General features: G+C 67.2%; 12 protein-coding genes. 3 read left to right on the forward strand and 9 right to left on the reverse strand.

Annotated elements, in window-relative coordinates:
- The first annotated feature begins 88 nt into the window (after nucleotides 1-88).
- Nucleotides 89-2,134 carry a choline BCCT transporter BetT gene (betT, locus tag NFG58_RS16120; protein WP_108132460.1) on the forward strand — a complete coding sequence of 682 codons (2,046 nt, stop codon included), beginning with the start codon at nucleotides 89-91 and terminating at the stop codon, nucleotides 2,132-2,134.
- A gap of 176 nt (nucleotides 2,135-2,310) precedes the next feature.
- A complete protein-coding gene (locus NFG58_RS16125) occupies nucleotides 2,311-2,658 on the forward strand; it encodes a DOPA 4,5-dioxygenase family protein (RefSeq protein WP_181248601.1) in 348 nt (115 codons plus the stop codon).
- A 3-nt stretch (nucleotides 2,659-2,661) separates the two neighbouring features.
- Here the strand turns inward: NFG58_RS16125 and phnX are convergent, their stop codons facing one another.
- The 3 genes from phnX to NFG58_RS16140 form a co-directional block, all read right to left on the reverse strand.
- Nucleotides 2,662-3,495, reverse strand: coding sequence for a phosphonoacetaldehyde hydrolase (phnX, locus tag NFG58_RS16130; protein WP_108132458.1), 834 nt, complete (start codon nucleotides 3,493-3,495; stop codon nucleotides 2,662-2,664).
- Between the two features lie 148 nt (nucleotides 3,496-3,643).
- Entirely contained in the window at nucleotides 3,644-4,672 is a 1,029-nt protein-coding gene (gene adhP / locus NFG58_RS16135) for an alcohol dehydrogenase AdhP (protein WP_108132457.1), read from the reverse strand.
- A 189-nt stretch (nucleotides 4,673-4,861) separates the two neighbouring features.
- Complete coding sequence (locus NFG58_RS16140) at nucleotides 4,862-6,382, reverse strand: aldehyde dehydrogenase family protein (RefSeq protein WP_348826974.1); 1,521 nt, start codon at nucleotides 6,380-6,382, stop codon at nucleotides 4,862-4,864.
- A gap of 147 nt (nucleotides 6,383-6,529) precedes the next feature.
- Between NFG58_RS16140 and NFG58_RS16145 the strand changes: the two genes are divergently transcribed.
- Nucleotides 6,530-7,228, forward strand: coding sequence for a response regulator transcription factor (locus NFG58_RS16145; protein WP_108132455.1), 699 nt, complete (start codon nucleotides 6,530-6,532; stop codon nucleotides 7,226-7,228).
- Nucleotides 7,229-7,263: 35 nt separating this feature from the next.
- Here the strand turns inward: NFG58_RS16145 and NFG58_RS16150 are convergent, their stop codons facing one another.
- The 6 genes from NFG58_RS16150 to ptsP all read right to left on the reverse strand — a co-directional run bounded on the left by NFG58_RS16150 (nucleotide 7,264) and on the right by ptsP (nucleotide 16,612).
- Entirely contained in the window at nucleotides 7,264-8,676 is a 1,413-nt protein-coding gene (locus NFG58_RS16150) for a hybrid sensor histidine kinase/response regulator (RefSeq protein ID WP_348826975.1), read from the reverse strand.
- A complete protein-coding gene (gene nosP, locus NFG58_RS16155; RefSeq protein WP_348826976.1) occupies nucleotides 8,660-9,865 on the reverse strand; it encodes a nitric oxide-sensing protein NosP in 1,206 nt (401 codons plus the stop codon). The genes NFG58_RS16150 and nosP overlap by 17 nt, the downstream gene beginning before the upstream one ends.
- Before the next feature lie 97 nt (nucleotides 9,866-9,962).
- Nucleotides 9,963-10,535, reverse strand: coding sequence for an antibiotic biosynthesis monooxygenase (locus NFG58_RS16160; protein ID WP_204248979.1), 573 nt, complete (start codon nucleotides 10,533-10,535; stop codon nucleotides 9,963-9,965).
- Nucleotides 10,536-10,965: 430 nt separating this feature from the next.
- The gene (locus NFG58_RS16165) at nucleotides 10,966-12,729 is read right to left on the reverse strand and encodes a PTS fructose-like transporter subunit IIB (RefSeq protein ID WP_348826977.1); all 1,764 of its coding nucleotides are present in this window, start codon (nucleotides 12,727-12,729) and stop codon (nucleotides 10,966-10,968) included.
- The gene (gene pfkB, locus NFG58_RS16170; RefSeq protein ID WP_348826978.1) at nucleotides 12,726-13,727 is read right to left on the reverse strand and encodes a 1-phosphofructokinase; all 1,002 of its coding nucleotides are present in this window, start codon (nucleotides 13,725-13,727) and stop codon (nucleotides 12,726-12,728) included. Before pfkB ends, NFG58_RS16165 begins: the two co-directional genes overlap by 4 nt.
- Nucleotides 13,724-16,612, reverse strand: coding sequence for a phosphoenolpyruvate--protein phosphotransferase (ptsP, locus tag NFG58_RS16175; RefSeq protein WP_348826979.1), 2,889 nt, complete (start codon nucleotides 16,610-16,612; stop codon nucleotides 13,724-13,726). Before ptsP ends, pfkB begins: the two co-directional genes overlap by 4 nt.
- Between the last annotated feature and the right edge of the window lie 191 nt (nucleotides 16,613-16,803).

Below are 16,803 nucleotides of genomic sequence, written 5' to 3' on the forward strand. Positions count from 1 at the left end.
CATCAGGATGCCAGGATGGCATCGTGGAGAACGGCGATAGCCTCGCCGGGCAGGCTCTGTCTCACTTCATCCTCGAGGGAGCACGTGCATGTCACATCACGAGAGCGCCTCCCGCGATCGCCTCAACCCCGTCGTCTTTCACGGCGCGGTAGCCGGCATCGTGGTCTTTCTGTTCTTCACCATGACCTTCACCGAACGGGCCGGTGCCCTGTTCGACAGCGGTCTTGCCTGGGTCAACGACACCTTCGGCTGGTACTACATGCTGGCCGCCGTGGCCTATCTGGTGTTCGTGCTGGTCATCAGCCTGTCCCGGGTCGGCAACATTCGCCTCGGCCCGGACCACTCGCGCCCGGAGTTCTCGCTGCTGTCATGGGCCTCGATGCTGTTCGCCGCAGGCATCGGCATCGACCTTCTGTTCTTCTGCGTGGCCGAGCCGCTGTCGCACTATCTGACGCCCCCGGACATGGCCCCGGAAAGCGCCGCCGCCCTTAGGCAGGCGGTGCCCCAGACCTTCCTCCACTGGGGCCTGACCGGCTGGGGCATGTACGTGCTGATGGGCATGGCCCTGGCCTACTTCAGCTATCGCCATCGCCTGCCGCTGGCCATCCGCAGCGCCCTCTATCCGCTGTTGGGCAAGCGCATCTACGGCCCCATAGGCAATGCCGTCGATATCACCGCGGTGATCTCCACCGTGTTCGGCATCGCCACCAGCCTCGGTATCGGCGTCATCCAGCTCAACTACGGCCTGAGCTTCATGTTCGGCGTACCCGAAAGCCTGTCGACCCAGGTGGTGTTGATCGTGCTGGTGGTGATCCTGGCGACCATCTCGGTGGTCACCGGCGTCGAGAAGGGCATTCGCCGGCTGTCCGAGTTCAATATGCTGCTGGCCGCCGCCCTGCTGCTGTTCGTGCTGTTCCAGGGTGACACCCTGGCGCTGCTCAACGCCCTGGTGCTCAACGTCGGCGACTATCTCAGTGGCTTCGTCGGCAAGAGCTTCGACACCTACGCCTTCGCCGGCAGCGACGCCCAGCAGTGGAAAGGCTGGTGGACCATCTTCTTCTGGGGCTGGTGGATCGCCTGGACGCCCTTCGTCGGGCTGTTTCTGGCGCGCATCTCGCGCGGGCGCACCATTCGTCAGTTCGCCCTTGGCGCCCTGCTGATTCCGCTGGGCTTCATGATGGCGTGGATGTCGATCTTCGGTAACGCCGGCATCGACATGGTCGCCAATGACGGCCTGGCGGTGCTCGGCGAGCAGGCGCTGGCCACTCCCCAGACCACCATCTACACCTTCCTCGAGCAGTACCCCTACATCGGCGTCACCGCCTCGGTGGTCACCCTGCTCGGAGTGGTGTTCTTCGTTACCTCGGCGGACTCCGGCGCCCTGGTGCTGGCCAACTTCACCTCGATTCTGCGCGACGTCAACCACGACGCGCCGATCCGCCTGCGCATCTTCTGGGCGGCGGTGATCGGCCTGATTACCATCGCCCTGCTGATGGCCGGCGGCCTCGACGCCCTGCAAAGCGCGGTGGTGATCACCGCCCTGCCGTTCTCGCTGGTGATGTTCGCCATCATGGTGGGACTGGCCCGGGCCCTGCGCACCGAGAAGGAAAAGGCCGACGCGCGCAAGCTGGTCGCGGCCAGCGGCGAAGGCGGCAACTGGAAGGAACGCCTGGATCGGGCGCTGGACACCTCCAACCGCGCCGGTGCCGAGTCGACCATGGAGCACGCCCTGCGCCCGGGCCTGAAACAGTTCGTCGAGGAGCTCGAGCGTCGCGGCCAGTCGGCCACCCTGAGCGAAGAGCAGATCGAGGGCGAACCGCTGCCGCGGCTGACCCTGCAGGTGGACTTCGAGGCGATGCAGAGCTTTGTCTACCAGGTCCGCCCCCATCGCATGCGCACGCCGAGCTTCCTGCCGGCGGACGATGACTACTACCTGCGCCTGGACGTGCATCTGGCCGAAGGCGGCGTGGGTCAGAACCTCAATGGCTACACCCGGGGTCAGGTCATCGATGACGTGCTCGGCGAGTACGAGCGCCACCTGCAGTTCCTGGCCATCGCCCGCCAGGGCACGCCGACGCCGGCCATGCCGGGCTTTATCGGCGAGCCACCCCAGGGCACGACCCAGGAACCCTGAGCGTGACCCGGCAAGGTCGTCACCGACGACGCCGGAGCAAGTGACAGCGGCGGCCCCAGGGCCGCCGCTTGGGTATGTAACGCTGGTGGGCAGGCGGGCGTGACACCGCGATTGCCATGCATCGCCAGGGACGCGATCCTTGTCGACGTCATCAGCAGAGCGCCCAGGAGAGTCCCATGCCCGACGTCGACCAGATTCGCTACTACCACGCCCACCTCTACTACGACGATGCCGAAGGGCTTGCCCAGGCCAGGACCCTGGCCGAGCAATGCCAGGCGCGCTTTGCCGTTCAGGTGGGGCGTTTTCATCAACAACCGGTGGGGCCGCATCCGCGCTGGAGCTGCCAGCTATCCTTCGCGGCCGAGGCCTTCGGCGAGATCGTGCCCTGGCTCGCCATCCACCGAGGCGAGCTGGACATCTTCGTGCATCTGGGTACCGACGACGACCTCTTCGACCATACCCAGGGCGTCATCTGGCTGGGACACAGCCACGCACTCGACCTGTCCGTTTTTTCCACGAGCTGACCTTCACGAGGCCTGGGGCCGCTCTCCCCTGGCGAGCCGAGCCGCGATCTGATCCAGCACACCGTCAAGCTCGGCGACGCTTGTGATCAGGTAATGGGGACGACAGGCGCTCAGTCGCTCGGCTACGTGGCGCCGGCGCCGCTCGAGCGCATCCGGCGCGGTCGCTTGGTAACCCTCGAGATCCAGTCCCATGGCGTTGCCGGTATCGGTCACCGCCACCGACCACATGCCGGCGGCGCGCCCCTCCTCGATGCCGGGAGCGGTATCATCGACCTTGACGCAAGCCGCCACATCACCGATACCGAGCGCCACCACATTGGCCAGCGCCTGGGCCGGCCCGGGTCGCCCGCGCACCACCTCGTCACCGGCGACGGCGTGGTCCACCTCGAGCCCCGCCTGGCGCGCCGCACGGCGCACCGGCGCCAGCACCTCGGCGGGATAGCCGGAGCAGGAACCGATCTTTAGCCCTCTTCCACGCAGCCCCGCGAGACATTCCAGGGCGCCAGGAATCGGCGCGGAATGCTCGGCCACCTTGGCCACCTGCAACGGCATGAACCGCCGATAGAGCACGTCGACGTCCTCGTCGCTCGGCGAGTGGCCACAGGCCCGACGAAAACGCTCGGCGATGTCGGGCAGATCGCACAGGGCGCGGATATGGTCCCACTTGCTCATGCCCATGGGGCCGCGGGCTTCGTCGAGGCTTACGGCCACACCGATCTCGGCGAACACCTCGACAAACACCTGGGTCGGGGCGAAGGAGCCAAAGTCGACCAGGGTCCCGGCCCAGTCGAAGATGACGGCCTCCAGGGCCAGAGGAACGTGATGGTCGGTACTCATGCGGTCGGCTCCTTGCGGGTTCGAGATGCCATGGATGGTGCCGCGACACCAGCGTAGGCAAGGATGACAAGGACATCACATGCATATGACAGGGCGGCGACACCCGGTGTCGCCGCCCTGCTGTATCGGTCGCCGCTGCTCAGTCAACCTAGCCCTGCATATCGAGCACGACTCGGCCCTCGATCTTGCCATCGATCATGCGGCCGAAGATGTCGTTGATATTGGCCAGACGGTCGGTGGAGACGGTGGCCTTGACCTTGCCTTCACCGGCAAAGTCCAGCGCCTCCTGAAGGTCCTGGCGGGTACCGACGATGGAGCCACGCACGGTGATGCCATTGAGCACGGTATCGAAGATCGGAAGCGGAAAGTCTCCCGGCGGCAGGCCGTTCAAGGCGATGGTGCCACCGCGCCGGACCATGCCCTGGGCCTGCTCGAAGGCCTTCGGCGAGACCGCCGTGACCAGGGCCCCATGGGCGCCGCCGATGTCCCGCTTGATCGCCGCCACCGGGTCCTCCTTCAAGGCGTTGACGGTGACCGTGGCGCCGAGCCGTCGTGCCAGCTCCAGCTTGTCGTCGGCCACGTCCACCGCCGCCACGTTCAGGCCCATGGCCACGGCGTACTGCACCGCCATATGGCCAAGACCACCGATGCCAGAGATCACCACCCACTGCCCCGGGCGGGTATCGGTCATCTTCAGGCCCTTGTAGACGGTGACGCCGGCGCAAAGTACCGGGGCGATCTCGACGAAGCCGACGTTGCTCGGCAGATGGCCGACGAAGCCGGCGTCGGCGATGGCGTACTCGGCGAAGCCACCGTTGACCGAGTAGCCGGTGTTCTGCTGGGACTCGCACAGGGTCTCCCAACCGCCCAGGCAGTGCTCGCAGTGGCCGCAGGCGCTGTACAGCCAGGGAATCCCCACCCGATCGCCTTCCTTGACGTGGCTGACGCCTTCACCCACCGCGGCAATCTCGCCGACGCCTTCGTGTCCGGGAATAAATGGCGGGTTGGGCTTGACCGGCCAGTCGCCGTGGGCGGCGTGCAGGTCGGTATGGCAGACCCCGGAGGCGGCGATCTTGACCAGAACCTCGCCCCTGGCGGGACGCGGCACCTCGACCTCCTCGAGGGTCAAGGGCTGACCGAACTGACGAACGACGGCGGCTTCCATGGTGCTTTGCATTGTTGTGCTCCTTGCCCTGATCCGGGCAAAAAGGGTCTCTGTCCGCCCGCTATCAAGGAAGGACGGTACAGAGGAGAAAGGTGTCCGGGGACACCCGGTGAACGGTCGCGGCGCTGAGAGTCAAACGGCGTCAGGCCGCTGGGGTGAAGCTTCCCGGGCCCGGTGGTACCGGGCCCGGATCGACTCCCTTTAGAAGAAACCGAGGGGATTGGTGTCGTAGCTCACCAGCAGGTTCTTGGTCTGCTGGTAATGCTCGAGTGCCATCTTGTGGGTCTCGCGACCGACGCCGGACTTCTTGTAGCCGCCGAAGGCGGCGTGGGCGGGATACTGGTGGTAGCAGTTGGTCCATACGCGACCGGCCTGGATGCCACGCCCCATGCGGAAGGCCACGTTGATGTCACGACTCCAGACGCCGGCGCCAAGGCCGAATTCGGTGTCGTTGGCAATCGCCAGGGCTTCTTCCTCATCCTTGAAGGTGGTCACCGCCACCACCGGGCCGAAGATCTCTTCCTGGAAGACGCGCATCTTGTTGTTGCCCTTGAGCAGCGTCGGTTCGATGTAGTAGCCGGTGTTCAGATCGGCATTGAGCTTGGCCTGGTTGCCACCGGTCAGGAACTCGGCGCCTTCCTCCCGGGCCACGTCCATGTAGGACATGATCTTGTCGAACTGCTCCTTGGAGGCCTGGGCGCCGACCTGGACCTCGGTGTCCAGTGGGTTGCCACGCTTGATGGTGGTGACCCGCTCCATCACCTTGGCCATGAACGGCTCGTAGATGCTCTCCTGGATCAGCGCCCGCGACGGGCAGGTGCATACCTCACCCTGGTTGAAGAAGGCCAGCACCAGCCCCTCGGCGGCCTTGTCGATGAACTCCGGCTCGGCGTTCATGATGTCGGCGAAGTAGATGTTGGGCGACTTGCCGCCAAGCTCCACGGTAGAAGGAATGATGTTGTCGGCAGCGCACTTGAGGATGTGCGAGCCCACCGGGGTGGAACCGGTAAAGGCGATCTTGGCGATGCGCTTGCTGGTGGCCAGGGCCTCCCCCGCCTCGGCGCCGAAGCCGTTGACCACGTTGACCACGCCGGGAGGCAGCAGGTCACCGATCACCTCCATCAGCTTGAGGATCGAGGCCGGGGTCTGCTCGGCGGGCTTGAGCACCACGCAGTTGCCGGCGGCCAGCGCCGGGGCCAGCTTCCAGGTGGCCATCAGCAGCGGAAAGTTCCAGGGGATGATCTGGCCGACCACGCCCAGCGGCTCGTGGAAGTGATAGGCCACGGTGTTGGCGTCGATATCGGCGGCGGTGCCTTCCTGGGCACGAATGCAGCCGGCGAAGTAGCGGAAGTGGTCCACCGCCAGCGGAATATCGGCGTTCAGGGTCTCGCGCACCGCCTTGCCGTTGTCCCAGCACTCGGCCACCGCCAGCGCCTCCAGGTTGGCCTCGATGCGCTCGGCGATCTTCAACAGGATATTGCTGCGCTCGCCAGCGGAGGTGCGCCCCCAGGCCGGCGCTGCCCCATGGGCGGCGTCCAGTGCCTTGTCGATATCCTCGGCGCTGGAGCGGGGGATCTGGCAGAACACCTGGCCGTTGACCGGGCTTACGTTGTCGAAGTACTGGCCCTTGACCGGGGCGACGAACTCGCCGCCGATATAGTTGCCGTAGCGCTCGTCGAAGCTGACCACGGCTTCGGGTTGTCCGGGGTTGGCGTAGATCATGGCGTGTCTCCTTGGAAAGGATGTTGTAGTTGTCTGCCACTCCAGTCTTGGTCAGGAACCTGGCTTGCGACATACTGCCCTGGCAGGAGAGCGCCTCCTCCTTCGGTAGGAGACCGACCAAGGACACAGACAACCGGGACGCCAGACATGCACAGCCTGATGGTGGCTGACGATCACCCGCTCTTTCGCGACGCCATTGCCGCGGTCATTCAATCGGGCCTGCCCGGCACCGAGCTGCGCGAGGCGGACTGTTTCGCCGCGTTGACCAGCGCCCTCGACGCCGACGACGACGTCGACCTGGTACTGCTGGACTTGAATCTGCCCGACGCCTCGGCCCTGGACGGACTGCGCGAACTGCGCCGGGCCTTTCCGGCGGTGCCGGTGGCGGTGCTGTCGGCCGAAAGCGAGCGCGCCACGGTGCTCGGCGCCCTGGATCTGGGCGCCATCGGCTACCTGCCGAAGTCCACGCCACGCCCGGACCTGCTGGCGGCGATCAAGCAGATCCTCGACGGCCAGATCTATCTGCCCGCCGAGATCATGCGCCGCCCGGCCGAGGCCTCGAGTGCCCCGCCTGTGACGCAGGGGGCGACACAGGGGATGACGGGTCCAGCCGATGCAGGCGCACTCGAGCAACTGACGGTCAAGCAGCTCGAGGTGCTGTCCCTGCTGATTCGCGGCGCCTCCAACAAGGTCATCGCCCGCGAGCTCGATATCGCAGAGACCACGGTCAAGACCCACGTCTCGGCGATCCTCAAGAAGCTTGGCGTCGGCAGCCGCGTCCAGGCGATCCTGGCAGCCGACGAGCCCACCCTGCTGGCCTGCCTGGCCAGGCGGCGGGCGCGCTAGAAGGCAGAACGTCTCGCTGACCAAGGCAAGACGGCTCAACCGGCGTCGAGCAGGTGTATCAGTGCCTGACGCAGGCGCAGGGGCTTCAGCGGCTTCAGTAGACAGGGGAAGCCAAGCTCACGACAACGCCGCTTGATCTCGGCGTCGTGGTTGGCAGTGATCAGTATCGGGGCCAGGTCTACATGAGAGCCGGCCAGGCGCTGCGCCAGCGCCAGGCCATCTTCTTCGTCGCTGGACAGGTGGTAGTCGATCATCACCACCGTTGGCGACGGCCTATCCATGCCCTGTGTCTCGTGGCGCTCGGCCAGGCTCTGTTCCAGTTCAACCACTCGCGACGCCAGGCGCGCCCGACATCCCCAGCCACCCAGCAGCGCGCTCATGCCCTCGAGGATGGCGGGATCGTTGTCCAGCACCCATACCTCGGTACTCTGCAGTTGACGCGTGCCGGCCTGCTGCAGGGTCGAGGCCGACGGGGCCACCGCACGCGCCGGGCGAGCGCAGGGCACGCTTACCGAGAACTGGGCGCCCTGGCCGGGTCGGCTATTGAGGGTAATGGGATGATCGAGCAGGCGGGCGATGCGATCGACGATGGCAAGCCCCAGTCCCAGCCCGCGCTCCTGCCCCGGGGCTGCGGCGTTGCCGCGGCGAAACTCCAGAAATATCTCGTCACGGCGAGCCTCGTCGATGCCCGGACCGGTATCCCCCACCAGGATCTCGAGCCAGTACTGCTGGCCTACCCGCCGCCTGCGACAGCCGAGCAGCACCCGCCCCGACTCGGTGTAGCGCACGGCGTTGGACATCAGGTTGCGAATCACCCGGGCCAGCAGCGCCAGGTCGGACTCGACCCAGGCGGAACTCGGCACATAGCGAAACGCCAGCCCGCGGGCGCCGGCCATCTGACGAAATTCCTCGGCGAGCGCATCCAGCAGTTGCGAGACGGCGAAGGGGGCCACGTCCGGGGTCAGCACCCCGGCATCCAGTCGCGAGATATCGACCAGGGTCCCCAGCAGCAATTCCACGTCGCTGAGCGAGCGATCGATTCGCTGCACCAGACGACCGGATTCTTCAGGCAACTTTCGCACTTCCAGGGCGCTGGCAAACAGCCGCGCGGCGTTGAGCGGCTGCAGCAGGTCGTGGCTGACCGCCGCCAGGAAGCGGGTCTTGGAGGCATTGGCGGCCTCGGCGTCGCGCCGGGCCTCCTCCAGACGGGCATTGGTTTCGGCCAGTTCATCCAGGGTACGGTGCAGGGTCTCGGTGCGCTCGCGCACCTGCTCGGCGAGCAGCACCGCGTGCTCGAAGGCACCATAGGGTGCCCCGCCCGCCCCGGCGGACTCGACCCGCTCGATCAGCGCCTGGCAGATCCGGCGCAGCCGATGGTTTTCCTCCAGCAGTTCCTGTTCCAGTGCACTGCTGGCGCGATCCTGCCTTGGCTCACCGACCAGATCCAATCGCCACCCCCGTGAAGGTCTGGTTGATATGCATGCCGTGGTGCTGCTCGCCGTAGGTGTTGAAGCCCACCACCGAGGCCTTGGAAAGTCGTTCGGAGGCGTCGTCGATCTGCTCGAGCGCCTCGAACTCCAGACGCCTGAGAAAGCAGTCACAGCCGATGATCAACTGAGGTCGCCCCAGTCGGCGCTGAAGGCCCCCCAGGGTATCGTCGAGGGCCTCGAGAATCGGCGTGCCGGCCATGGCGGTCAGCACGATGCCGGTCTCCACCGCGCAGTAGAAGCTGAGGCTACCGTCGGCGTTGGCACGCTGGATCGAGCGGACGTAGTAGGCGTCGCCCAGCTTGACCGCCAACGGGTGGCGGGCAAACACGCCCTCATCGAGCTCGCTTGGCAAAACCCCGACCAGCCGGGCGTACTCGTCCACCGCCGGCAGGGCATTGAGCTCCAGCACGCGCCGGCCCGCAGGGTCGGCGCGGGTGACCACCAGCTTGTCACGGCGTGCCGCCAGGTGATGGGTCGAGAACACCTCGAAGGGATGGTGGGTGGTGATCAGCACCACCACCGCCGCCGCGCTGTGAAAGCGCCCACCGGCAAACACGTGGGTATGCGCCAGTCGGTTGTCGTCCCCGGCCGAGCCACCGAAGCTCGGGATCCCCCCCAGGGCAGCGTCCAGAGTGGTCAGCACCTGCTCTTCGCTGGCCGACAGCCCATCGAGCAGGGTCAGCGCGAAGGCCTCGCCATCCAGATGCCCCCTGGCGGTGGCCAGAAGCGACTCCACCCGACGCTGGGCGTCGATCAGGGAGACGCTCTCGAGGTCCTCGAGCAGGGTGGTGGCCACACCAAAATGACGGCGATCGAACCCGATGGCGACGATGGACCCGCGCTCGTACCCCAGCGGGGTGATCTCGCCCGCCGTGGTGCAACCCGCCAGCGGCAGCCCACCGAAGGTCGACTCCAGGGCCTGGGCCAGGGGGTCCAGCGCGTATTCGGCGCTGACGAAGAACAGCACGAAACCCAGGTCGGGATGATAGAGCTCGTGATGCAGCTCACGAGCCGCCTGTTCGGCCTTGGGGTGGCGGCTGGCCGCCACCTTGAGTCCCAGCGACGCAAGCTCTTGTTGTTCTGGTGTAGGGCGCTCCCGCGCGGTGATGTCGCCTTCCACGCGGGGCGCCGTGCTCGCACTGCCCATGGGCTGTCCTCAAGATCCGCGGCAACGCCGCATGACCTGAGTGTAGGCGCGAGCAGTGGCCAGACTCAATGCGAGCCGGGAGGGCCGCCTGTCAGCCTCAGCTGCGGCGCAGACGCAGGCTCAGGCGAGCGCCACGTCCGGGCGGCGCCTGAAGCCAGGGCGCCAGCAGGCGGGTAGACAGGGGGATGAAAAGGAACACCATCACCGGGGTCAGCATCAGGGTGCTGGCGAGTACCCGAGGAACCAGCGGCAAGGTCGCCAGGGTATCGCCCAGCAGCCACTGGAACATCAGCGACACCGGGAAGAACGCCAGCCAGATGGCGATCGCCTGCTTCCAGCGCGGCGGCACCCTGGGGCCGGGGCTGGTGAACCAGCTGTCGAGTCCCAGGGCACGCCGCTCCTGGGGGGCCTCGAACAGGCCGGCACCACGCTCGAGCCAGGCACGGCGCGAGGCGGAATGCTCCCAGCGTGCGAGGGTATCGGTGTCCTGAAAGCGAAAGATGATCTGATACTCGTCGTCGCCGGGGGGCGGCGCCAGGATGCCGGAACCGAGATAGCCGGGGAAGTCCGCCGCCAGCTCGCGGCCTTCATCGAGCCACAGGGTGAAGTCGCGGTAGCGTCCACGCGCCACGCGGCGGGCCACCATGAGAGTCACGGGTTCGCTTGACATGGGATCTCCTCATCAATCGGACGTACCGCCTCGTGCCTGCTCGCGCCAGCTCACGCCAGCTAGCGCCGACTCTCGCCGGCCTTCACAAGAAAACGGTCGTCCTTGTCAGGCCCCGGGTGGGGGCCGCCTGGGCCCGGTAAGGCCCTGTCCCGGCTGAGGTGGGGTCGCCACCTGCTCCGGGTCCTGCCTAGCATGAGGCAAGAAGCGCGCCATTATGCCATGCGCTCGGAATTTTTCCGTCTATTTACTGAGAATCCAGCAAAATACCAGTCGATCATTTCGCCAAAGGGTCATGAACACAAAAAAATGGCCCGACCTATAAGGCCGGGCCATTGAGCAACACCCTTCATCGTGCACCAGTGAGAGGCACCCAGGGCGCCAACTGCACCTTGCTGGCCGTCAACCGCCGGTGAGTGCCAAGCCCCCCATATCAGGCCCCCTCGCCCACCGGCATGGAGGCCGTCTCGCCGCGCTTGATGGCGGCGTAACCGAGCCCGGTCACCAGCGAGCCCGCGACGATCGCCAGCAAGTACCACAACACTGGAGTAATCGCATTTGGAATCAACAGCACGAATACGCCGCCGTGGGGGGCCATCAGCTTGGCGCCCACCAGCATCGAGATGGCTCCGGTGATGGCGCCGCCCAGCATGCTGATGGGAATCACCCGCAGCGGGTCCTTGGCGGCGAAGGGAATCGCGCCCTCGCTGATGAAGCACAGCCCCAGCACGAAGGAGGCCTTGCCGGCCTCGCGCTCGGGGTCGGCAAACTTGCGCCCGGCGACGAAGGTGGCGATGCCCATGCCGATCGCCGGCACCATGCCGGCGGCCATGATCGCCGCCATGGGGGCGTAGGTCTCGGAGGCGAGCAGGCCCACCCCGAAGGTGTAGGCCGCCTTGTTGACCGGTCCCCCCAGGTCGAAGCACATCATCGCCCCAAGCAGAATCCCCAGCAGCACCGCATTGGTGGAGCCCATGCTCTCGAGGAAGGCGGTCAGTGCCTCGAGCACCCCGGCCACCGGCTCACCGACCACATAGATCATCACCAGACCGGTGACCAGACTCGCGACCAGCGGGATGATCAGGATCGGCTTGAGTGACTCGACGCTGGAAGGCAGCTTGACGTAGCGGGTCACCGCCTTGGCCACGTAGCCGGCCAGAAAGCCCGCCAGGATACCTCCGATGAAGCCGGCACCTATGTTCGACGCCAGCATGCCGCCGATCATGCCCGGGGCGATGCCGGGCCGATCGGCGATGGAATAGGCGATATAGCCAGCCAGCACCGGCACCATCAGGGCGAAGGCGGTGCCCCCACCGATCTCCATCAAGGCGGCAGGCAGGGTGCCCTCCTCCTTGAAGGCCTCGATGCCGAAGACGAAGGACAGCGCGATCAAGAGGCCCCCGGCCACCACCATGGGCAGCATGAAGGACACTCCGGTCAGCAGGTGCTTGTAGACGCCCTTCTCCTTGAAGCTCTTGGCGGACTCGGCCCTGGCACCGCCATCCGCGCTTTCCACCTGGGCCTCGACCAGCGCTGCCTCGATGGTCTGGCGCGACTTCTTCAAGGCGTTGCCGGTGGACGTGCGGTAGATCCGCTTGCCGGCAAAGCGGGTGGGATCGACCTCGATATCGCAGGCCAGGATGACCAGATCCGCCTGGGCGATCTCGTCGTCGGTCAACTGGTCCTGAGCGCCCACCGAGCCCTGGGTCTCGACGCGTACCTGATGGCCGAGCCCACGCCCGGCCTCGGCCAGTGCCTCGGCGGCCATGAAGGTGTGGGCGACCCCGGTGGGACAGGCGGTCACCGCGACGATGCGCGCCTCGTCGCTGACGTCTGCAGCCACGGGGCCATTCCCTGAAGCGCTGGCCGCCTCATCGTTGAGGGGGGTAAACACCTGGGCGTCGCGTGCCGCCCGCTCGAGAAAGTCCGACGGGTCGCTCAGGGCATCTTCCAGGCTGCCACGATACAGGCGCTTGCCGCTGAAGCGGTGGGCCCCGGCGATGGGTTCGCCCACCGCGATCACCAGCTCGGCCGCGGCCAGGGTCTGGTGGGACAGGGTCTCGACCGGTGCCAGGCTCGAGTGCACCTCGGTGGAGAGCTGCCAGCCCTTGGCCTCGGCGGCAGGGGTCAGGCGCTGGGCGGCCAGGTAGCTCGTGACGCTGCCGCCGGGGCAGGTCGTCAACAGGATCACGTTCATGCAAGTACTCCCCGGGCTTCGACGTCATTGAGGCGCCGCACCCTGGTGTCGGAAAGAAGATCGGTGAAATCGGAGGCGTCGGCCCGGCCCACGCCGGTGTGGCGCACCGCCTCGGCGGACAGCGCCGTGGCAAACCTCAGCGCCTGTTCCACAGGCGCCTCGCACAGCACGCCGTGCAGCATGGCGGCAAACAGGGTGTCGCCGGCACATACGGTATTGGCCACCCTGACCGCAGGAGGCAGCGACTGCCACAGGCCATGCGGACCCAGCCAGGTCACACCGTCGGCACCGGCGGAAATCAGCACGTCGCCGACGCCGGCGGCGTAAAGCTCAAGGGCTGCACGCTGAACGTCGACGTCTGTTGCAATGTCACGATCCGCCCAGTCGGCCAGCTCCTCCAGGTTGGGCTTCACCGCGTCGGCCCCCGCCTTGACCGCTGCCTTGAGCGCCTCGCCGCTGGTGTCCACCCACACGGGTACGCCGGTGGCCTTGATCCGAGTGATCAGTTCGGCCAGCGCCGAAGCGCCGACTCCCGGTGGCTGGCTGCCGCCGATCATTACCGCGGCGGGGCGCAGCGCAGGCGTCGTCAGGCGCGCCTCGATGGTGGCGATCAGGCGCTGCCAGGCGTCGGCATCGACGCTGAGTCCCGGCGCATTGATATCGCTGACGCGACCGTCGGCCTCGCTCAGCTTGGTGTTGATGCGGGTGGCGCCGGGCAATCGCACAAAGGCGTCCTCGACCCCCATCTCGGCGAAGGCATCGATGAAGGGCGAGTCGTTGTCACTGCCCAGAAAACCGGTGACACAGACCGGGTGGCCCAGGGCGGCAAGCACCCGCGCCATGTTGACGCCCTTGCCGGCGGCGGTCAGCTCGACTGACTCGGCGCGGTGCAGCGCACCTGGCGTCAGCCGGTCCACGGCGACAGACAGGTCCAGCGCCGGGTTGGCCGAAACGGTCAGCACCGGTGGCTTGGCGGCGTTGCCGGATATCTCGCTCATTGGCTCGCCTCCAGCTCTCTGCGCACGTCCCGGGCGGTGGGAGCGGCCAATGCCAGGGCGGCGAGTTCCCGGGCCCGGGTGGTGGAGACCGACGCCAGGCGTGCCTTGACCATGGGTACCTGGCGGGCGCTCACCGACAGCTCGTCGATGCCGAGGCCAACCAGCACCGGAATCGCCTGGCGGTCGCTGGCCAGCTCACCGCACACGCCGACCCACTTGCCATGGGCATGGGCCGCCTGGACGGTCATCTGGATCAGCCGCAGCACGGCCGGGTGCAGGCCGTCGGACTCCCCGGAAAGCTCAGGGTGACCACGGTCGATGGCCAGGGTGTACTGGGTCAGATCGTTGGTGCCGATGGAGAAGAAGTCGACCTCGGGCGCCAGGCTCGGCGCCAGCAGCGCGCAGGACGGCACCTCGATCATCACGCCCAGCTGCAGGCGGTCGCCGTCTCGGCTGACGCCGAGTTCGCGCAGCACCTCATCGAAGATCGCACGAGCGGCGCGGAACTCATCCAGGTCCTTGACCATGGGCAGCATGATGCGCAGCGGCCGGCCGTCGGCGGCCTTCACCAAAGCGCTGAACTGATCGCGCAGCACCTGGGGACGTCTGAGGGCCAGACGAATTCCACGCAGGCCGAGGAAGGGGTTGTCCTCCTGAGGCAGTGGCCAGTAGGCCAGCGGCTTGTCGCCGCCCACGTCCAGGGTCCGCGCCACCAGCGGGCGGCCGTCCAGGGCATCCAGGGCTTCGCGATATTCGCGCTCCTGGGTCTCCACGTCCGGCAGCGAGGCGTGGGCCATGAACAGGAATTCGGTTCGCAGCAGCCCCACCCCCTCGGCGCCGCGCGATACGGCGTCGCGGGCGTGGGCGGTATTGCCCAGGTTGGCGACCACCTCCACGCGGGTACCATCCTCGGTCCGGGCGTCCTCGAAGCGAGCATCCCAGGCACGTGCCTTGAGCGCCTCCAGCGCTTCCATGCGCGCCTCGAAGCGCTCGCGACGCGCTTGCGAGGGTGCCGGCACGACCCAGCCTTCATCGCCGTCGAGCAGCATCTCGGTGCCATTTTCGAGCGCCAGCACGCCGGCACCGGCACCGACTACCGCCGGTATCCCTAGTGCCCGGGCGAGTATCGCGCTGTGGGCGGTGGCGCCGCCCCGGGCGGTGAGGATGCCGCGAACCCGCTCGGTGTCCAGGCGGGCGACATCGGACGGACCGATATCGTCGGTCACCAGCAGGTAAGGCACGGCCGGCGGCTCGGGCAGCTCGACGTCGCACAGGATACCCAGCACACGACGGCCGACGTCACGCAGATCCGCGGCTCGTTCGGCCAGCAGGCGATCGGCCAGCTGTTCCTGGGCGCGGGCGGCGACGTCGATTGCCTGCCACCAGGCGGCCTCGGCGGAAAGCCCCTCGTCGATGCCCTCGCGCGCGGCCTGGGCCAGTTCCGGGTCTTCGAGCATTTCCTCATGCATCGACAGAATGGCGGCGACCTCGCCTCCGGCGGTCCGGGCGATCAGGGCCTTGAGCTGCTCGCCGCCCTGGGCGATGGCCCGCTCGAGGCGCTGTCGCTCCAAGGCGGGGTCCGCCGCCTCGCGGGGATAGTCGAAGTCCGGGGTCTTGATCACGAAAAGTGGCGCCACCGCGAGCCCCGGCGATGCGGCCACCGCTTCCAGCGGCTGGTCGGCGGACGGCATGCTTGCCGCCACCGGCTCCGCGACCGCCTGCTCGGCCCCGGCCTGCGACACAGCCGAAGACGCCAGTGGCGTCACCTGCTCCCCCAGACCATCGTTGATCGCCTCGACCAGCGATGTCAGCGCCTGTTCGGCACCCTCGCCCCGCGCCGACAGGATCAGCTCCTGTCCTCGTCTGGCCCCAAGGCCGATCACCTTGGTCAGCGACGCCGCCGACACCGGGCGTCCACTGCCCTCGGCCAGGCGTACCTGCACGGCGACCCCGCTTTCGCGTGCCTTCTGGACCAGCACCTTGGCCGGACGAGCGTGAAGCCCATGGGCGTTGAGCAGGCGTACACGGCGACTCTGGGCCGAGCCGCCTTCGCCAGCCAGCAGCGCCAGCCAGTCGTCAGCGTCCCGCTCGCGCAGATGGGCGGCGTCGGACTCATCCAGTGACCCCACCAGCGACACGATGGCGTCGGCCAGCGGGCGTCCAGCCTCGCCATGGGAGGCCAGGCACAACACCGCTTCGACGTCGCTACCCTGATGCTGGACGGGCTTGGCCGGCGTCACCGCAGCGAGTGCCGGCGTGGACACGCCGGCTTCGCTGGACGCAAGCCACAGCCCCCGTCCCAGGTGCGTCGGCATGGAGGTGACCATCTCGGCAAGATAGGCGGTATCGACCAATGCCAGCTGGCGCAGCCGCTGAGCCCCGGCCAGCGCCAGATCGAGCAGGTCGTCGGCGCGATGGCCCAGCACCAGGGTGTCCTGGTCCAGTCGCGGGCGAACCACCGGCCGAGCCAGCAGCTCGGTGATCTCCTCGGCGCTGCTCGCCTGGGCCAGGCGTTCGGAGACACCGTCCCGGTCGAGCACGTGGGTCAGGCTTCTGAGGATATCCAGGTGCTCATCACTCTGGGCGGCGATGGTCACCAATACGTGAACGAGGTTGCCGTCGTGCCAGCGCACGCCCTCGGGGAACTGCAGCACCCGCACCCCGGTGCGACGCACCGCGCCTCGACTCTCGGGAGTGCCGTGGGGGATGGCGATGCCATTGCCAAGCCAGGTGGAGGACTGGGACTCCCGATCGACCAGGCCCTGGCGGTAGCCGTCATCGACCAGGCTGGCCGCCTTCAGGGTGTCAAAGGCGGCGTCAAGGGCGTGGCGCCAGCTCTCGGCACGACAATCCAGCAGGATGTCGTCGGCGTTCAGCGTCAGCATGAAGGGCTCTCCTGGGTGAGGTGCAGCGTTTCCTCACCGGTATCGGTTGAACGGTGTCGGCGAGGAGGTCCAGCGCCCCGGCACTGCCGGGATGCAACAGATACAGCGCACGCCGGATGCTGGGATCACCTGGCTTCGGCAAATGCAGATGCTCGAAAGCTGAATCGTGTCACCTCACCATGCCACAATGC

Origin of the sequence: Halomonas sp. RT37, assembly GCF_040070525.1 — a bacterium.
GTDB lineage: Bacteria > Pseudomonadota > Gammaproteobacteria > Pseudomonadales > Halomonadaceae > Halomonas > Halomonas litopenaei.